The 18,525-nt window shown below is 40.0% G+C and carries 15 protein-coding genes and 1 tRNA gene; 7 read left to right on the forward strand and 9 right to left on the reverse strand.

All coding sequences use genetic code 11. From position 1 onward, the window contains the following. Window positions 1-3: 3 nt before the first annotated feature. From BM192_RS13425 to BM192_RS13440, 4 genes are all read right to left on the reverse strand, one after another. Entirely contained in the window at window positions 4-1,020 is a 1,017-nt protein-coding gene (locus BM192_RS13425) for a WD40/YVTN/BNR-like repeat-containing protein (RefSeq protein WP_037439315.1), read from the reverse strand. 2 nt (window positions 1,021-1,022) lie between these two features. Continuing rightward, window positions 1,023-1,451, reverse strand: a complete 429-nt coding sequence (locus BM192_RS13430) for a DUF2147 domain-containing protein (RefSeq protein ID WP_037439466.1) — start codon at window positions 1,449-1,451, stop codon at window positions 1,023-1,025. Between the two features lie 71 nt (window positions 1,452-1,522). Continuing rightward, window positions 1,523-2,851, reverse strand: a complete 1,329-nt coding sequence (locus tag BM192_RS13435) for a PepSY-associated TM helix domain-containing protein (protein ID WP_037439317.1) — start codon at window positions 2,849-2,851, stop codon at window positions 1,523-1,525. 187 nt (window positions 2,852-3,038) lie between these two features. After that, window positions 3,039-4,052, reverse strand: coding sequence for an LLM class flavin-dependent oxidoreductase (locus BM192_RS13440; RefSeq protein WP_037439319.1), 1,014 nt, complete (start codon window positions 4,050-4,052; stop codon window positions 3,039-3,041). Between the two features lie 294 nt (window positions 4,053-4,346). On the opposite strand from BM192_RS13440, the gene BM192_RS13445 reads away from it, so the two are divergent. From BM192_RS13445 to BM192_RS21205, 3 genes are all read left to right on the forward strand, one after another. Further along, window positions 4,347-4,586: a hypothetical protein gene (locus tag BM192_RS13445; RefSeq protein WP_037439321.1), complete on the forward strand. Its 240-nt coding sequence runs from the start codon at window positions 4,347-4,349 to the stop codon at window positions 4,584-4,586. A gap of 20 nt (window positions 4,587-4,606) precedes the next feature. Further along, entirely contained in the window at window positions 4,607-5,071 is a 465-nt protein-coding gene (locus tag BM192_RS13450) for a hypothetical protein (protein ID WP_139218446.1), read from the forward strand. A 569-nt stretch (window positions 5,072-5,640) separates the two neighbouring features. Further along, window positions 5,641-5,961, forward strand: coding sequence for a helix-turn-helix domain-containing protein (locus BM192_RS21205; RefSeq protein ID WP_262496560.1), 321 nt, complete (start codon window positions 5,641-5,643; stop codon window positions 5,959-5,961). A gap of 88 nt (window positions 5,962-6,049) precedes the next feature. On the opposite strand, the gene BM192_RS13460 is transcribed toward BM192_RS21205, so the two are convergent. Further along, window positions 6,050-6,133: transfer RNA gene (locus tag BM192_RS13460), tRNA-Leu, on the reverse strand. Window positions 6,134-6,359: 226 nt separating this feature from the next. On the opposite strand from BM192_RS13460, the gene BM192_RS13465 reads away from it, so the two are divergent. From BM192_RS13465 to BM192_RS13475, 3 genes are all read left to right on the forward strand, one after another. Next, window positions 6,360-7,016, forward strand: a complete 657-nt coding sequence (locus BM192_RS13465) for an HAD family hydrolase (protein WP_037439324.1) — start codon at window positions 6,360-6,362, stop codon at window positions 7,014-7,016. Window positions 7,017-7,228: 212 nt separating this feature from the next. Then, window positions 7,229-9,370, forward strand: a complete 2,142-nt coding sequence (locus BM192_RS13470; RefSeq protein WP_037439325.1) for a glycoside hydrolase family 97 protein — start codon at window positions 7,229-7,231, stop codon at window positions 9,368-9,370. 43 nt (window positions 9,371-9,413) lie between these two features. Next, the gene (locus tag BM192_RS13475) at window positions 9,414-10,451 is read left to right on the forward strand and encodes a S66 peptidase family protein (RefSeq protein ID WP_037439327.1); all 1,038 of its coding nucleotides are present in this window, start codon (window positions 9,414-9,416) and stop codon (window positions 10,449-10,451) included. Here the strand turns inward: BM192_RS13475 and miaE are convergent. Then, window positions 10,448-11,029 (reverse strand): MiaE family protein, encoded by a 582-nt coding sequence (gene miaE, locus BM192_RS13480; RefSeq protein ID WP_037439328.1) that lies wholly within the window; start codon window positions 11,027-11,029, stop codon window positions 10,448-10,450. The two genes, BM192_RS13475 and miaE, sit on opposite strands and share 4 nt — an antisense overlap. Window positions 11,030-11,122: 93 nt before the next feature. Between miaE and BM192_RS13485 the strand changes: the two genes are divergently transcribed. After that, window positions 11,123-12,376 (forward strand): glycosyltransferase family 4 protein, encoded by a 1,254-nt coding sequence (locus BM192_RS13485; RefSeq protein WP_051759732.1) that lies wholly within the window; start codon window positions 11,123-11,125, stop codon window positions 12,374-12,376. Window positions 12,377-12,393: 17 nt separating this feature from the next. Here BM192_RS13485 and BM192_RS13490 read toward each other — a convergent pair whose 3' ends face one another. From BM192_RS13490 to BM192_RS13500, 3 genes are all read right to left on the reverse strand, one after another. Continuing rightward, window positions 12,394-13,788 (reverse strand): efflux transporter outer membrane subunit, encoded by a 1,395-nt coding sequence (locus tag BM192_RS13490; RefSeq protein WP_074964023.1) that lies wholly within the window; start codon window positions 13,786-13,788, stop codon window positions 12,394-12,396. An 82-nt stretch (window positions 13,789-13,870) separates the two neighbouring features. Next, window positions 13,871-17,029 carry an efflux RND transporter permease subunit gene (locus tag BM192_RS13495; RefSeq protein WP_037439335.1) on the reverse strand — a complete coding sequence of 1,053 codons (3,159 nt, stop codon included), beginning with the start codon at window positions 17,027-17,029 and terminating at the stop codon, window positions 13,871-13,873. A gap of 8 nt (window positions 17,030-17,037) precedes the next feature. Beyond that, window positions 17,038-18,165 carry an efflux RND transporter periplasmic adaptor subunit gene (locus BM192_RS13500; protein WP_051759734.1) on the reverse strand — a complete coding sequence of 376 codons (1,128 nt, stop codon included), beginning with the start codon at window positions 18,163-18,165 and terminating at the stop codon, window positions 17,038-17,040. Window positions 18,166-18,525 lie beyond the last annotated feature (360 nt).

The raw sequence follows: 18,525 nt of genomic DNA on the forward strand, positions 1-18,525 counted from the left end.
TTTTTACTTTATTTTAAGCGTATAGATTAATCCTTTATTACCAGCCAGAATAATTAGCTTCCCATTTTTCGCTCTCTGTATGGCATTAAAGCTTTCATCTGAAATGTGATACCAGTTCATTCCTCCGTCTCTTGATACATCTGTTCCGCTTGTACCAGTTGCAAAACAAACTTCGTCGTTAAACCAGATTACACCGCTCCTAAATCCAAAAACTGGTCTGGATGGTTTGTTCCATGACTTACCGCCGTCTTTTGTGAGGAGTATATTATTGGAATTCTCCTGATCACGCTTGTAATCTCCGCCAACAACAATTCCGTGTGTACCGGTATAAAAATCTAAAGAGAATGCACCTGAACTATTATTCCCATGCAAAATGGGACAATCATACCGTTTCCACTCTATCCCATAATCTTCAGTCGCATAAATACCAGATTTACTACCTCCGGTTGCAATCCAGGCTTTTCCTCCCGGCAACACCTTGATACTACTTCCGCTGGCCGCAAAACCAGCTTCTCCCTCCGCCATTTCGATTTTCATATTTTCCGAAACATCTTTCCAGGTTATACCTCCATCTGCTGTTTCCAGCAACTGCATCTTATTTTTTACAGGATCGCCGAATATCAGTCCCCTGGATTCACTCCAAAAAGCCATACCATCCAAAAAAATGGCAGTATCTGCATTTTTATAAGAGGTTGACCAGTTTTTACCACCATCTTCTGTTCTCAGTACGACGGCGGGCGAGCCTGAACTCATTACGACGGCTTTTTGTTCATCAAATGCTTCAATGTCTCTGAAATCTGAATTCTCAAACCCTGCCGGTTTCTGCCACTTCCATTGCTTGCCTCCATCTGTCGTTTTTCCAATCAGCCCATTGCTGCCACTTACCCAGGCAACACTGTCCGAAACAACAGAAAGTCCTCTTAAACTGGTATTGGCACTCGCATTACTGGTACTTAATTCGTAGGTCTGGGCTATGGCTGCTAAAGGAAACAGACAGATTAAAATCAGGGTTATTCGCATTATTAAACTTTTTTCCACACTTCGGTTCTTCCAATCAAAGATATACCAATATATCCTCTCATGCTAAGGTCACCATTGGATTTTAAATTCATGTTACAACTGTACGTTTTTCCCGATTTAGGATCATAAATTTTACCATCAGTCCACTTTCCATCGGAGAAAACGAAGTCTTTCAACAATTCCATACCTAGTATAGGCCTGGTTCTTAATTTAGCATCAGGATTCTTCACGTCTTTCTTAGGGTTCCCTTTCTCGTCATTAGGAGCTTTAACCCAAACAATTTTACCGAAAAACTTTGCATCTTTTTTGTAAATCTCAATGTGTGCCTCACCTGAAGAATTTACCCACTTTCCAAGAATAGCATCTGCTTGTTGTGCCGACACAGTAAAAGAAGCAACTGTCAGCAATAAAAATAATGATAGATATTTCATATAGTCCATATTTAGTGTAAAGCTAATTTACACATTGACGGCGCTAAATAGAAGTAAATCAGAATATTTGCTCAGACAGCGGACTGAACGGACAAATTAACTCCAGATTTTTTCTTCTTTTTCTTCATCTTATTTAACCAGATCAGTGTACCCGATACCGGCAAACTTGTTGCGATTAGACAGGCCAGAAAATAGATTAATTTGGTAAAGGTTCCATAAACGTCTCCCAGATGCAATGCTTTTAAAGAGCCAGAGACTCTTTCATTAAATGGCATTTCGGAAAATTTCGATAATTCGAGTACTTCTCCAGAGTATTGGTCCAATGCTACTTTATCTCCCGCAGCAGGTGCAAAAAATCCGTTTTTATATTTGGTTACCACTACAGTGGCTACAGAATCTGCAGGAAAACTCAGGTGAAGATCCCCGTGATAATTTAATACCTGCGATGCAGCGGCGCTATAATCGGCGACACTCAACTTCTTACTAATAGCCAGTTCTGGATTTGATGATGGTGCTTTTACTGGTGGTGCGTCAGGTGACTGATATGTACCAAGTGTTTTTCTTAAACCATCACGATACCAGTCAAACGAAAATAACGGACCAGTTACGCCCATCAAAAACAAAAAGATACAAGAGTAAAATCCTAATGTATTATGTAGATCATGATTGGTTCTTTTCCAGCTGCCTGACCACTTAATCTTTAATCCTTGTTTCCATGATTTTATTTTTTTCGGGAACCATATTGCCATTCCAGTAAGTACACCTACCGTAAACAAAATCGTGGCGATCCCCGTAATGTAACTTCCAAGTTTCCGGTTCTCCAAACCTTCAAATATTGGTTCTTCGATTTTGTCCAGTAACAACCACCGGTGAAGACTGAACATATATCCCATAAAGTCTACCGTAGTAGACTTTATCGCAGCCGAATTGCCCAAGACTTCAGCAGTATAGGGATTTACATAATAAGTAACAGGTCTGCTGTTTTTTCCAGGTCCTTTAGCTTTTGCAGATCCACCTTCCTTTACACCCTTCCTGGGTGTCTTAATTTCTTTTTCAACCGGAACTATTGTTTCTATAGATTTCCCCTTCTTCTCCTCCTTCTTACGGACGCTGAACTGCCAGCTACGGTGCTGATCTGCCGGCATTCTCATCCCTACGACTTTACCTTCGCTTGATCTCTCTACAACAGCAATCAGTTCTTCGTGAGTCCTTATTTTTAACCCATTCGGGTTAATCTTAAAAAGCTCTGGAGTCGCCGCCTCACGAATTTCTGTGTTAAAGACATATATAGTTCCGGTTAGGCAGACAACCAAGACGATGATACCACTTCCTAAACCCAACCATAAATGGACATCTGTTAAAAATTTCCGGATTCTCGCCCAGGTTGTTTCTTTTTTCATTCTTTATTTAATGTATATAGATTAAAATATCCTTTTTTACAGCAACTTGAACCGAGAATTAACGGTATACAAAGGCTTTCGTTCAAAAATATCATTTAGAATCAGAATAAATAAACATTAATAAAAAAAAGACACAAAAAAATCCCTCATTGCAGAATGAGGGATTTAAGATCAATTAGAATTATGATCAGGAATTAATTTCCCGATTAAAAACATCGGCAAGTATTTTATAAGAATGCAATCTGGCATGGTGGTCATAAATAGCAGAGGTTACCATAATTTCATCCACCCCTGTTTCCTGAAGGAAATCTTTCAAATCTGCAGTGATTGTGGCACGGCTACCTACAAAAGTACAGGAAATCATTTGACTGACAGCTTCTTCTTCATAAGGTGTCCAGACTTTATTGATATCTTCCACAGGTGGCTGCAACAACTGACGCTGTCCGGTAACGACTCCACGGAAAAACTGCTGCACCGAACTAAATAAGTAAGTTGCCTGTTCATCTGTATCTGCTGCAACCACATTAACGCAAGCAATAATATAAGGCTCTTTTAATACCGCGGAAGGTTTAAAATTCTGCCTGTATATTTGAATTGCAGCCATAAACTGAGCTGGCGCAAAATGGCTTGCAAATGCGTAAGGCAAACCCAATGCGGCCGCCAGACGAGCACTCTCGGTACTTGATCCTAAAATATAAATTGGAAGATCCAGGCCTTCACCAGGTACAGCTCTTACCTTTGCGTGTGCATTGGACGCAGAAAAATAAGTTTGAAGCTTAATAATATCCTGAGGGAAATCATGTGCTGACTGGATATTATTCCCTCGAATTGCCATTGCAGTTACCTGATCGGTTCCAGGCGCACGTCCCAGCCCCAGATCAATCCTCCCGGGATAAAGTGATTCTAATGTTCCAAATTGCTCTGCCACTATAAGAGGGGCATGATTCGGCAGCATAATTCCGCCGGAACCAACTCTAATTTTAGAGGTCCCTCCGGCAATATATCCAATCAGAACTGCAGTAGCTGAACTCCCAACATTCGACATATTGTGATGTTCGGCCAGCCAAAATCTTTTATAGCCCAAAGTCTCCGCATTTATAGCCAGATCAAGAGCATTATGGAATGAATCAGCAGGTGTATGTCCTTGCGTTACTGCAGCAAGCTCCAGTACCGAATAGGCAATATGATTAGTTCTATTCATATCAAAAAATTAAGTTATATCTATTGTCAAACAATAATTGTTTTTATCTCTTTTCAGATAAATTGTCAGTTAGGGTTACAAAAGATTTTATAAAATTAGTTGATATAAAAAGCAAAACGCAGGATTCAACAAATTTGACGCTGATGTTATATTTTAATAATCCCGTCACTAATAATTCCTGGACCCGATAAGCTGGTCAACGCAAGTAAACCTTATATTGCTACATTAATTGCCCATGAAGCTATTCATGGACAATTAAGATTAGAGACAGGAGGAGACGAAGCTTTTAACGGAATGGATCATGAGACGATGGCAAATAAATATGTGAAACCTATTGCGGAATTTGTTTCAAATCTTTATCAAATTCCTTATTTAGATGCAGCAAGTATTGCGTGGAGAGGTCTATCTGCTACAAACGCATATAAAAATATGAATGAGTTTAATATAAATGGAACAATGGTCAATAAATCGGAAGTGGAACGATTAGGTGTCGCACACTTAATATCACAATTAGGAGGCCATAAATGCGATTAATTAAAATTTTACTCACACTAGTGCTTACTCAACTTACATGTGTAGCGGTTGCTCAAAAGTTAGAAGAACCAGATAAAAATTATCTACACCTCGCTAAGGTGATATCTAGTTTGGATTTCAGGAGTTCATTTGAGGACTCCTTAGCTCACTATACTTTTAATGTCCAAATTATTATGGATGGATCTAAATCAAACCAAAGATTAATACAATCCAGCAATCCCAGGATCTCTGATAAAATACTGGGATTGGACAGCCTCCTTAGATCATATGATTTTGAAAAAATCAAAGGTGGGCTTCACAAAGTAAAAATGATAATTCCTTTCTCTATTATAGTTTCTGGATCTAATACACCTAATAGAAGTTTGGAAATGAACTCAGTTGTAAAGGATATTTCGGCACTTTTTTACTATAAAAAATTGAGAGAAGATATTCCTATTTTATATCTGTATCCGATTAATATTTATGTGCTAAAATCAATTGACTAACTATATTTTGGATATCTGCAATACTTTTACCCAACTGTGGCAGGTAAATAAAAACCAATTTTCAACCATTTGTAGTTAGGTCATCATCTACCAATGAATTACTGTTTATGTATATGGGGTTAACTTTCGAGTTATTTACCATTGAGCAGCATCAGTGCGTTCGCATATCTAATATCAGGGGTTGATTTAATTTTTTAGACAACAGCACAGCTTTCAGCTAAATTAGATTCTAACCTAGAAAACATACTTGACAAAACCGGGTAACTAAATAATTCCTTCTATTGGTTCAGGGTCAATTCAACATCTGTCGAAATTTATAATGCAGATATTACCGGTTCGGAATTGGTAGGTACTAAAAACACGTATTCCTACAAAATTAATTTAAGTTACATCAACGCAGATAGTTTTGAAATCACCTACCCGAATTCACAAGTGGAGTAGGTTTTACAAGCAATGGCATCAATAAGATAAAGTACGACACTAATGACTATGAAAGAGTAAAATAATTAATCTCATTAGCGAAGCACAAGAATATATCACCACAACGTGCAGGACGGGAATTAAAAGCGATTGGCGCACGCGTAAGAACGATCCGTGAGAATCAGGAATTAAGCCAAGAGGAATTTGGTGAAGTTTTAAATGTAAATAAAAAAACCATATCCCTGCTTGAAAACGGACACAGAAAGCCTGGTCAAAACGTATTGTCAATTCTTTCCAATAAATACCAAGTAAACCTGGATTGGGTTAACAGTGGTGCGGGCGACAAATACCGCACTAAGGAGGTTAATCCAAAAACTGTAGATAATTTGTACGCGAAGATTTCATTAATGGAGATGGAACTTGCGGAAATTCGCGAGAAGATGAAGCAAATAATCGACCAGGTGAAATAGTTTACCCACTAATCATACACCTAATTGACACCGTAAATTAAAAAACCGCTTAACTCATTGAAAGTTAAGCGGTTTTAAGTACCGGATGTGCCCGAAGAGAGACTCGAACTCTCAAGGATCTTACTCCAACGGCTTCTGAGACCGCAACGTTTACCAATTTCGCCATCCGGGCATTGTCACAAAAAGCATTTGCTTTCTGTGGCCACAAATGTAGCATTAATTCTTAAACACCGATAAAAAATTATAAAAAAAATGCGTCTGGATGTGTATACAGTGGGATTTCTACTGTTTACATTTTGATTATCTGACAGATATCTTATTCTAATACCTCCGTCATTTTAACAATTCAGGACTAATGAAAATTGCAAAAAAAACAAATTAGGCTACATTTGCGATCTATGAATCAAAATTCGGCCGTCATTTTTGACATGGATGGCGTAATCTGCCATACCAATCCTTACCATTCTCTGGCGTTCAGAGAGTTTTTCCTGAAACGCGAACTTCAGCCTACTGATGAAGATTTTGCACAACACATGTTTGGAAAGAGCAATAGCTATATTCTCAGCCATTTTTTACAAAGACCTGTAACGGGTCAAGAACTTCTGGAACTGGAAGATGAGAAAGAAAGTCTTTTCCGCAAAATTTACGAGCCACATATCGATCCGATTGCCGGGATTGTTTCATTTATGGATGACCTTGCGGCCCATAATTTCAAGCTAGGTGTTGCGACCTCTGCTCCTTACGCAAACCTGGAACTGATCCTGTCAAAAGTCGAAATCAGAGCTAAAATGGGATCTATACTTTCAAGCGAGGATGTGAAAAAACATAAGCCTGATCCGGAAGTATACTTGCTTTCAGCAAAAAACCTGAATGTAGACCCTGAAAACTGTATTGTTTTTGAAGATTCATTTTCTGGTGTTTCGGCTGCACTGAATGCGGGTATGAAAGTTGTTGGTGTATTGACTTCGCATACACGGGAAGAACTACCTCCCTGCCAGCTTTATATCAAAGATTATTCTGCTTTAAAGGCAAGCGACATCATCGCAATTTTATAATCATTCTGTAGAAAAAACAAGCCTTACCGGCATAAAAAAAGCAAATAATACTACTGGAATATGCTCCAAATCCAGGCGAATATAATGAGTCATTTTTAGAAATAATTCATCATATTTGCCTGCGTCTATAAAATTAGGCATCTTTACGGGAACGTTCCCGTAAAGATCAAAATATGCGGGTAGTGATTTTAATCCCCATTAAATTTATATGTATGCGTAAAACATTTATCACCATGTGCTTCTGTCTGATCGGCAGTCTGACATTTGCACAGGAACTGCGGTCACCGGATTCAAGCTTCAGTTTACAATTTAGCGTGAATGACAAAGGTACCCCCACCTATCAACTGAAATACAAAGGAAAATCGGTAATCAAAACAAGTAAAATGGGTCTGGAGTTAAAGGACTCCATTTCATTTCAGGAAGGATTTGCTATAGCTGATACTAAAACAAGTACTTTCGATGAAACATGGAAACCGGTATGGGGTGAAGTGAGTCAGATCAGAAATCATTATAATGAACTGGCCGTGACCCTGGATCAGAAATCAACGCAGAGAACGATAATTATTCGTTTCAGATTATTTAATGACGGTCTGGGTTTCAGATATGAATTTCCCGAGCAAAAGAACCTTAATTACTTTATCATTAAAGAAGAAAAAACACAGTTCGCCTTGGCAGGAGACCATAAAACATTTTGGCTTCCAGGAGATTATGATACACAGGAATATAGTACCGTCACTTCTGACCTCTCCGAAATCAGGGGTAAAATGAAAGCTGCTGTGACACCAAATTCATCTCAAACTACCTTTTCAGATACCGGTGTTCAAACACCACTAATGATGAAAAGTAAAGATGGATTGTATATCAATATCCATGAGGCAGCACTGATAGATTATTCCTGCCTTTCACTCGAACTAGACGACAAGAACTTCATCCTGGAATCTGTACTGACACCTGATGCAATTGGTAATAAAGGGTATATGCAGGCGCCTACAAAAACGCCATGGAGAACAATTATAGTAAGTGACAAGGCCGCTGGAATTCTGGAATCAAAGCTGGTTCTGAACCTAAATGAGCCCACTAAATTTAAGGATACGTCCTGGATCAAACCGGTTAAATATATCGGTGTATGGTGGGAAATGATTACCGGTAAGAGTAACTGGGCGTATTCAGACTTGAGCAGTGTTCAATTAGGTGTAACTGACTTTTCTAAAGTAACTCCTTCAGGAAAACATGCTGCAAATACAGCACACGTAAAAGAATATATAGATTTCGCTTCTAAACATGGCTTTGATGCGGTATTGGTGGAAGGCTGGAATGTCGGCTGGGAAGATTGGTTTGGCAAAACAAAAGATTACGTTTTCGACTTCGTCACTCCCTACCCTGATTTCGACGTAAAAGAATTACACAACTATGCAAAAAGTAAAGGTGTAAAAATGATGATGCACCATGAAACTTCATCTTCTGTAAGAAACTACGAACGCCATCTGGATACAGCGTATAAATTCATGGTTGAAAATGGCTACAACTCTGTAAAAAGTGGTTATGTAGGGAATATGATTCCAAGGGGTGAACATCATTACGGGCAGTGGATGAATAACCATTATCTGTATGCTATTGAAAAAGCGGCTGACTACAAAATAATGGTTAACGCACATGAGGCTGTAAGACCAACTGGTATGAGCCGCACCTATCCTAACCTGATTGGTAATGAGTCGGCAAGAGGTACGGAGTATGAAGCTTTTGGCGGAAATAATGCTGATCACACTACTATTCTTCCTTTCACACGTCTAATAGGTGGTCCAATGGATTATACACCAGGTATTTTTGAAACTAAGATCTCCGCATACAATCCAGAAAACAATTCTTTTGTTCATAGTACGCTTGCAAGACAACTGGCTTTGTATGTAACTATGTACAGCCCGTTACAAATGGCTGGAGATCTTCCAGAAACCTATAACAAGTTCCTGGATGCATTCCAGTTCATTAAAGATGTAGCAGTAGACTGGGATGATACTAAGATTCTGGAAGCCGAACCAGGTGACTATATTACAATTGCCAGAAAGGCGAAGGGAACTGAAAACTGGTTTATCGGCAGTAGCTGTGATGAGAACGGAAGGGTTTCTAAAATTAATTTTAATTACCTCGATCCTGCTAAAAAATATATAGCAACGATTTACAGTGATGCAAAAGACGCACATTATGAAACTAACCCCCAAGCTTATCAAATCAGAAAAGGTTTGGTGACGAGCAAAACCAAACTCAGCCAATATTGCGCGCCAGGTGGTGGTTATGCGATAAGTGTAATGGAAGTTAAGGATTCTGCTGTTTTAAAAGGCCTAAAAGCTATCAAATAAGCCTTGCAAATTTCTATATTGTCGTAGCTAAACAGCTACATACATGAACCGTAAATACTTCCTCTCTTCTTTACTCACTGCAGGTGCTGCATTAACCAGTATGGGAAGCTGGGCGACTCCAGTTTCGCCGACTATAAACAGCTCGCTTAAAGTGCCGCCATTTCTAAAACCTGGCGACACAATCGGTATTTGCAGTCCTTCGGGGTTTATCAGTTTAGCAGATATTGCTCCGGCAGTTCAGTTAATGGAGAGCTGGGGTTATCGTGTTCTTATAGGCTCCAGCCCCGGACAACAGGATTTTATTTACGGTGGTACGGATTTACAAAGAGCTAAAGACCTGCAACAAATGCTGGATGATCCGGAGGTCAAAGCTATTATGTGTGCAAGAGGTGGTTACGGCGTTGTCAGGATTATAGACCAGCTTGATTTCAGTGGTTTTAAAAAGAAGCCGAAATGGATTATCGGTTTTAGTGATATCACCGTATTGCACTGCCATATCAGCCGCAATTTTAACATCGCCACCCTTCACTCTAAAATGTGTAATAGTTTCCCTAAAGACTGGACGAAGGCAGAGCCTGTTCAGATTGAAACCATCCTTTCGATAAGGCAGGCACTCGCAGGTGAAGAATCTGTCTTTAGCGCGCCCTTCAATCCGTTTAACCGCTTAGGAGTGGTTACCGCCGAACTTGTCGGCGGTAACCTTAGTATTATAGAAACACTTGCTGGTACAGCATCAGATCTGAAGACAAAAGGCAGAATCTTATTTATCGAAGATGTAGACGAATCTCTTTACAGGATTGACCGGATGCTCTGGAACCTGAAAAGGACCGGTAAACTGGACAATCTGGCCGGTTTGGTTGTCGGAGGTTTCAAATTAAAACCAGATGAGCCTGGTGAGGAATTTGGCCGGGATCTTTATGAAATTGTGAATAGTCAGGTGAAAGATTTCAACTATCCGGTATGTTATGATTTCCCTGTTGGGCATCAGAAAAACAATTTCGCGCTAAAATGCGGAATGGTGCATAAACTGGAAGTCGGAGCGCAACATACTTTTTTAACGTCTGTTAGAATTTCTGTTTAACCATGTATAGCCTCTTTTTTTCCAAAGCTCTGAATTAATTCCCCCTCGAATTCAAGCCATTCTTTCCATCTTTTATCGACATCTATATCAATAGTATACTTCCGTGCAAAGTTTAGAAAAGTCGTGTAATGGCCTGCTTCGGAAATCATAAGATCATGATAAAATTTAGCAAGCTCCTGGTCTTTAATATTAAGTGACAACACACGGAAGCGCTCGCAACTTCTTGCCTCAATCATAGCAGCAAATAATAACCTGTCGATAAACGCGGCATTTCTGCTACCGTCTTTACGGCTAAATTTAACCAGTCGACCAACATAATCGTCTTTACGTTCTCTGCCAAGCGTATATCCCCGTTTTTGGATAATATCAATAACCATTTGAAAATGCTGCATTTCTTCGATAGCAATCGCAGTTAGCTCTTCTACCAGATCCATGTGCTCTGAATTATTAGTAATCAGGGTAATGGCATTAGTCGCAGCTTTCTGTTCGCACCAGGCATGATCAGTTAGAATTTCTTCTAAATTTGACTCAGCTATATTTGCCCATCGCGGGTCTGTCAGTAATTTTAATCCAAGCATCTTACAGGGGTAATTCTTTGCCCCCAAAATTAGGAATAATCGCAGGGTTTTAAAATTGTAATTAAAAACACCTTCTTTGCACAAATTTATAAGATGAAAAGTAAGAAAATATTGATCATTGGCCTGGTCTGGCCAGAACCGGATTCTTCTGCGGCAGGTACAAGAATAATCCAGTTGATCAAATTATTGCTTGCTGAAACCCACCAGTTGATCTTCGCCTGTGCAGCCGGAAAAGGTCCATATAGCTTCGATCTGTCTGGCCTTGGAGTTACTGAACAGACAATAAGCCTTAACCATAGTAGCTTTGATGCATTCCTCCAGGAAATTAATCCGGAAATAGTGATTTACGACCGTTTCGTAACGGAAGAGCAGTACGGCTGGCGAATAGCTGAACATTGCCCGGACGCTATTACCATTTTAGATACTGAAGATCTCCATGGTTTGCGTAAAGCCAGGCAACAGGCACATAAACACCAAAAAGATTTTAATCCAGACGCTGTATTCTCAGATCCGGTGACCATAAGAGAGATATCTGCAATCATGCGATGTGATCTTTCACTTATTATTTCAGAAGCCGAAATGCTGCTTCTACTGGAAAAATTCCGTATAGACCCTAGTCTGCTTTGTTATATACCTTTTCTGGAAGAACCTATTAAGCCAGCAGATATACTACAATGGAAAAAATATCAGGACCGGGAAGGTTTTATGTTTATAGGTAACTTTCTACATGAGCCAAACTGGAATACGGTTCAGGTTCTAAAAACGAAAATCTGGCCAGCATTGAGTAAAATACTTCCGGGGGTCGGCATGCATATTTATGGTGCTTACTGCAGTCAGAAAATAACCCAGCTACACAATGTAAAGGAGCGGTTTTACGTGCACGGACGTGCAGATGATTCGCTCGAAGCTATCTCCATGCACCGCATTTTACTTGCCCCTATTCTTTTTGGTGCCGGCCTGAAAGGAAAACTCATACACGCGATGCGAACTGGCACACCTTCGGTAACGACCACTATCGGTGCAGAAGGCATGCCGGGAGAACTGGAATGGAATGGTTTAGTAACCGATGATTTAGAAGAGTTTCCCCAATTTGCCGCCCAATTATATACCAATAAGGAGTTATGGACCCAATACCGTAATAATGGAATTGCCATAATAAATGAGCGGTTTGAAAAGACAAAATCCAGCAAAGCTTTTATTTCCATGCTTCACAATATCTTAACGAATCTAGAGCAGCATAGAAAGCATAATTTCACAGGCAGAATTTTGAGATTCCAAACTATGAACAGCACAAAATATATGTCTTTATGGATTGAACAAAAAAATGCAGCAGATCAGTCCCGGTAATACCGGGACTGATTGTTCTATCTCCATCCTCCGCCTAAAGCACGATATAAATTGACGACTGCATGCAGTTTCTGACTTTTATCGTCAATGCTTTTCATTTCGGCACTAAGCAGGTTTTGTTCTGCCGCCAGCACATCAGTATAGTTCGTCTGCGGGCTGTTATTTAACAACTCTTTATTGAACTCAACTGCTGTTTCTAACGCTTTTAGCTGCTTTGTACGCCCAATTTCTTTTTGTGAGGCAGCGTGGTAGGCTCCCAGTGCATCTGACACTTCCTGGCTCGCACGCAAACAGATAAGCTGAAAATTATATACTGTCTGTTGTTGTCTGGACTGAGCCTTTGTCAGTTCCGCTTTATTAATTCCGCGATTAAGAATTGGCTGCGCCAGCCCGCCGGCGATATTACCAAATAAACCAGCATTGGTAAACCAGTTACTCAGACCAAAACTGGAGAACCCTCCACCAGCTGTAATTCTCAATGCCGGATAAAAATTTGCTCTGGAGATATTTGTATTTTCAAATGCCTCCCTGAACTGATATTCAGCTTGCAGAACATCGGGCCTGTTGGCCAGTAACTGTGCTGGTACCCCTGGATTAAGGTCGTAATTCAATCGTTGGTCTGCCAGGACAGATCTTTTGATTTTTCCCGGCATACGTGCGAGTAGTATACTTAGCGCATGTTCTGTTACGCGAATCTTTTGTTCAATATCAGGGATGGCTAATTCCGCCTCATAATAATTTGCTTCACTTTGTACGACAGCAACTCCATTCTGGATGGAATTTTCAAATAGAACCCGGATCGCTTCTGCATCAGCAGCCCTGTTTACAGCAGTTTTTCTGGTTACAGTCAATTGTTCATCCAAGGCTAGTAAGTCAAAGTAATGGTTTGCTATATCTGCGATCAGTTGTGTCTGAACAGCTCTCTTTCCAGCTTCGCTCGCTAGTAAACCAGCTACTGCGGAGCGTTTTGCACTACTTAATTTACCCCAGATATCCATTTCCCATATGGAGGAAATTCCAAGGTCATATTGTGTGGAATTTCTAAAAAACCCAAATCCTTGAGGAAAAGACAGACGGGACTGCCTTACACTCAGGTTTCCAGTGATTTCGGGTAAAAAAGCTGCCTTACTCATTTTCAGACCGGCTCTGGATTCTTCAATTCTTTCCAGCGCGATCTTCAGATTCAGATTTGCGTTTAAACCTGCATGAATTAAATCTTTCAATAAAGTATCTGCGAAAACCTCACTCCAATTAAGCTGGACCATATTCAATGTATCATTTCCTCCAGGTGAGTGATACTGTCCCGTTAAAACTAGGTCTGGCTTTTTATAGGGTTTGGTTATTTTGCAGGAACTCCACAAAATGGAAGAACAAAGAAATAACAAAGGAATTTTTATAGTATATAATTTCATTTTGATTTTGTTTTTAGAGATGCTCCCCGGCCTGCAACAGCTTTAACAGGCTGAATTACAATAAGACCGGGAAACAAATGAGTTAAAGAAGCGGATCCTGAAGAACCCGGGGTTCATGTGCCGGTTTGTCGACACCAAACAGTTTCTCTTGAATCGACTGGAATACGATGAACAAAACCGGGATCACAAACACACCGAAAAGTGTACCTATCAGCATTCCGCCGATTGCAGCAGTTCCAATTGACTTATTACTTAAAGCACCGGCTCCTGTACTAAGCATGAGCGGCAAGAGCCCGAATATGAAAGCGAAAGAAGTCATCAGGATAGGTCTTAACCTGGCCCTTGCACCCAGAATTGCAGACTGTACCAGACTCCGCCCGCTCAAACGATGCATTAATGAGAATTCTACAATCAGAATTGCATTTTTGGCGAGTAGTCCAATTAACATGATCAGGCTTATCTGTAGAAAAATATTATTATCGACACCAAATATATTAGCGAAAATAAAGGCACCAGCCAAACCTACAGGTAGCGACAGCAACACTGAAAAGGGTAAAATATAACTTTTGTATTGTGCACTTAACAGGAAATAAATGAATAGTAAACAGAGTGCAAAAATCAGTACCGTCTGACTCCCGCTGGAGAGCTCCTCCCTCGTTAAACCGGAAAATTCATAAGTGTAACCCCGGTCCAGAGTCTCAGCAGCTACTTCTTCCAGCGCTCTGATTGCATCTCCGGAGCTATATCCTTCATTGGGGCTACCAGTTACCGTAGTTGAATTAAACAGGTTGAATCTAGTTATAAATTCCGGGCCGTAAGTTTTAGTTAGCGTCACTAATTCGGAAACCGGCATCATTCCGTCTGCAGATCTGACGAAGATTTTATTCAGCGTCTGCTCATCACCGATTAAATCAGGTTGACTTTGGACCATCACCCGGTATTGTTTTCCGAACTTATTAAAATCAGAAGCATAAATACCCCCAAAATATCCCTGAAGTGTATTTAATACCATATTAACACTCACTCCAGCATCTTTACATTTAGCGACATTCACGTTCACCTGGTATTCAGGAAATCCTATGTTGAAGGGATTAGTGGCATACATAATTTCCGGCCGCTGATTCACGGCTGTCATGAATTTATCTATCGAACTGGAGAAGGCCTGGTAATCGCCGCCTGTACGATCTTGCAGCTGCATTTCAAATCCATTACTATTCCCAAATCCTTGCAGTGTCGGAGCAGCAAAAAATATAAGTTTAGCCCCTTTTATATGCGCTGTTTTAGCGAACAGCTGACCGACTACAGAATTGATATCCTGTCCTTTATCCATTCTTTCATTCCAAGGTTTTAATCTGATAAAAAGTGCACCGTATGATCCACCAAAACCATTGAAGAGATCCATACCTGATAAATTGGAAGAAAGTTCAACTTCTGGAATACTCCGGACAATACTGTCAACTTCTTTGGAAATCTCGACGGTACGTTCCAGTGTAGCAGCAGGTGGAAGTACAATGTTGCCGTAAATACCACCACCGTCTTCATTAGGTACAAAACCTGTGGGCGTACTTTTCATCAGACCATAGAATATCAGTGAAAAGGCCAAAATACCTGCCGCTGAAATCCATTTTCTGCGGACCAGAAATTTAACTGCATGAATATATTTGAAAGTGACAACCTCAAAAGCAGTATTAAAGCCTGTAAAAAATCTAGGCAGAAAGCCTTTCGGCTGATGATTCTCTCCAGGTTGATGCGGCTTAAGCAGAATCGCACAAAGTGCCGGACTGAGCGTTAAAGCATTGATAGCAGAAATTACAATTGCTACGGCCAGCGTCAAACCAAATTGCTTGTAAAAGACTCCGGCCGATCCGGTAATAAAAGTAACGGGCAAAAACACAGCCGACATAATCAATGTAATCGAAATAATAGCACCGCTGATCTCACTCATCGCATGTATAGTAGCTTTCTTAGCTGACTTCGCCCCCTGGTCAAGTTTAGCATGAACCGCTTCGACCACAACAATCGCATCATCGACAACAATGCCTATGGCTAGAACCAATGCAAAAAGCGTGAGTAGATTGATTGTAAAGCCAAATAATTTCAGAAAAAAGAACGTACCGATAATAGAGACCGGAACCGCAATTGCGGGAATTAAAGTAGATCTGAAATCCTGCAGAAAAATAAAGACTACTATAAAAACTAGTATAAACGCCTCTATAATCGTGTGGACAACTTTTTCTATGGAAGCATCTAAAAAGTCATTCGCATTTAAAAACGTACTATATTTAATTCCTGGAGGGAAATCTTTAGAGGCGTCTTTAAGTATTTTTTCACAAGAAATAATCAACTCTCTCGCATTTGATCCTGATGTCTGACTGATTTCACCGCCAGAGGAAACTTTACCATTCGTTACCAGTGATGTCGTATAATCCAACGCCCCAAATTCGATATCTGCAACGTCTTTTAATCTAAGTAAACTACCTTTTCTGTCACTTCGCAGAATAATCTGCTCGAATTCTGTGACTTCATCTAACCTGCCTGTATATTTTAAAGTGTATTGAACAGATTGTTTGCTATTCTCACCGATTTTACCCGGAGCTGCCTCTATATTCTGTTCCTTTAAGGCATCAACGATGTCATCTGGCACCAGGCCGTGGTTAGCCATTGCATCTGGCTTAAGCCAGATCCGCATAGAATATTCTCGCATTCCATAGATTTCAGCACCACCGACTCCCTCAACTCTTTTCATTTGAGGGATGATGTTAATCCTCAGATAATTGTCTAGAAATTTTTGATCATATTTACCACTTTCATCGTAAAATAAGAAACTAAATGCAGTACTGCTCAGCTTTTTACTGGTCGTGATACCAGCTTTGATCACATCTGCCGGCAACTGGCTGGTCGCCTTATTGACACGGTTTTGAACATTGACTGCAGCAAGATCAGGATTAGTTCCCTGCTTAAAAAAGATAGTAATAACAGCGCTTCCGTTATTACTTGATTTGGAAGTCATGTAGGTCATGTCTTCCACACCATTAATTTGTTCTTCCAGAGGCGTGATAACACTTTTCATCACCACTTCTGCACTTGCCCCCTGATATGCAGCAGAAACCTCGACGGTTGGCGGCGCTATTTCAGGATATTGGGAGATGGGAAGGGAAAATAGTCCCAATAGTCCCAGAATTACGATTATTACCGATATTACCGTTGATAATACAGGGTTCTCTATAAATTTTCTTAACATTTTATCGTTTATTTAGCAGCTGAACCATCAGGAACTATTTGCATTCCATTACTTAAATACTGAAGTCCTTCGCAGACTATTCGGTCTCCTGATTTTAATCCGCCGGTCACAACATAAGTCTTCTCGTTAGCGGAGTCCATAATCTCAATTGGCATTTGCTGTACTTTATTCTTATTATCCACTGTAAAAACAAAACGTTTACCCTGGATTTCATAAGTCGCATTTTTAGGAATCAGCAACGCATCCTTTAACAGCAAAGGGACAGAAACTGACGCACTGGAACCACTCCAGAGTCGGCCGTCCGGATTAGCAAATACCGCTTTAAAATTGGCTGAACCGGTATTTTTATTGAGCACACCGCTTAACGTTTCTATTTTACCTTTTAAAGGGTATGTCTCTCCCTGCGAAAGAATCAGGTTTACTTCGGGCATGTTTTTCAATCTATTATGCTGCTGATTTCCTTTATATTTATTAAGAAACACCTGCAATTGCTGCTGACTTAGTGAAAAATAAGCATAGACTTTTCTGGTGTCTGCAACACTGGTAAGCGGTATTTCTGCTGTACTGCTAACTAAACTTCCTGTTTTATAAGGAAGTGTCCCTATATATCCGTCTATAGGGCTCAGAATACGGGTATAGGAGAGTTTTGTTCTTGCTGCGGAAAGATCTGCTTTTGCCTGAAGGAGTTGTGCTTTTTTCACCCGCTCCAGATTAACAGCAGTTTTTAATTCGAATGTGTTTACGATTTTACGTTCTACCAGCGCTTTTGTTCTTTGCACCTGGATCCCCGCAGTTTCTAGTTCTGCTTCGGCAGCTGCAATGGCTGCTAGGCTAATATTGACATCTTGTTTGTAGGTATTGGCATCAATATTGAAAATCGGCTGACCTCTTTTAACATAAGTACCCTCCTGAACCAATACTTGTTCAATATACCCGTCAACTTTTGGACGTATCTCAACGGTTTGCTCACCCTCGAGCGTTGCAGGATAAGTAACGTGTAATTCCGTCTCGCGGGGCTCGATAACCTGCGTCTGAAACTTTTCGGGTATTGGTGCAACATTATTTTTCACCGCATTTCCACAGGAACTTAGGATCGAACCAGCGACTATAAAAGTCAGCATATTAATTTTTTTCATTTTTCGTCAAAGCTGTTTTTTAAAAGATAAAAAAGAAGAAATACTTCCTGAAGGAGCGAATTAACCATCGACGAATCAAAAAAAATACGCATAGTTATCCTGTACAGCAGAATAATGCCGTTCCTAAGGTTTATTTCCAGTTAAAAGTTTAATAGGTTTCTGCTGAAGAATTCAACAGAAATAACATGTTTACCGCTTCTTTAATACATTCCAATAAGGAACAAGGAATACAGGTATTTTTTCATTCCTGCTTAAAGTCGTTGAGGTGGGGTCAAATAATACAATAGGCATAAGTTAAATCATAAAGTAAATCATTAGATACTTTTTCCATTCTGAATAGAAAACTGAACCTAAATATGA

This window comes from Pedobacter antarcticus, from assembly GCF_900112985.1.
GTDB lineage: Bacteria > Bacteroidota > Bacteroidia > Sphingobacteriales > Sphingobacteriaceae > Pedobacter > Pedobacter antarcticus.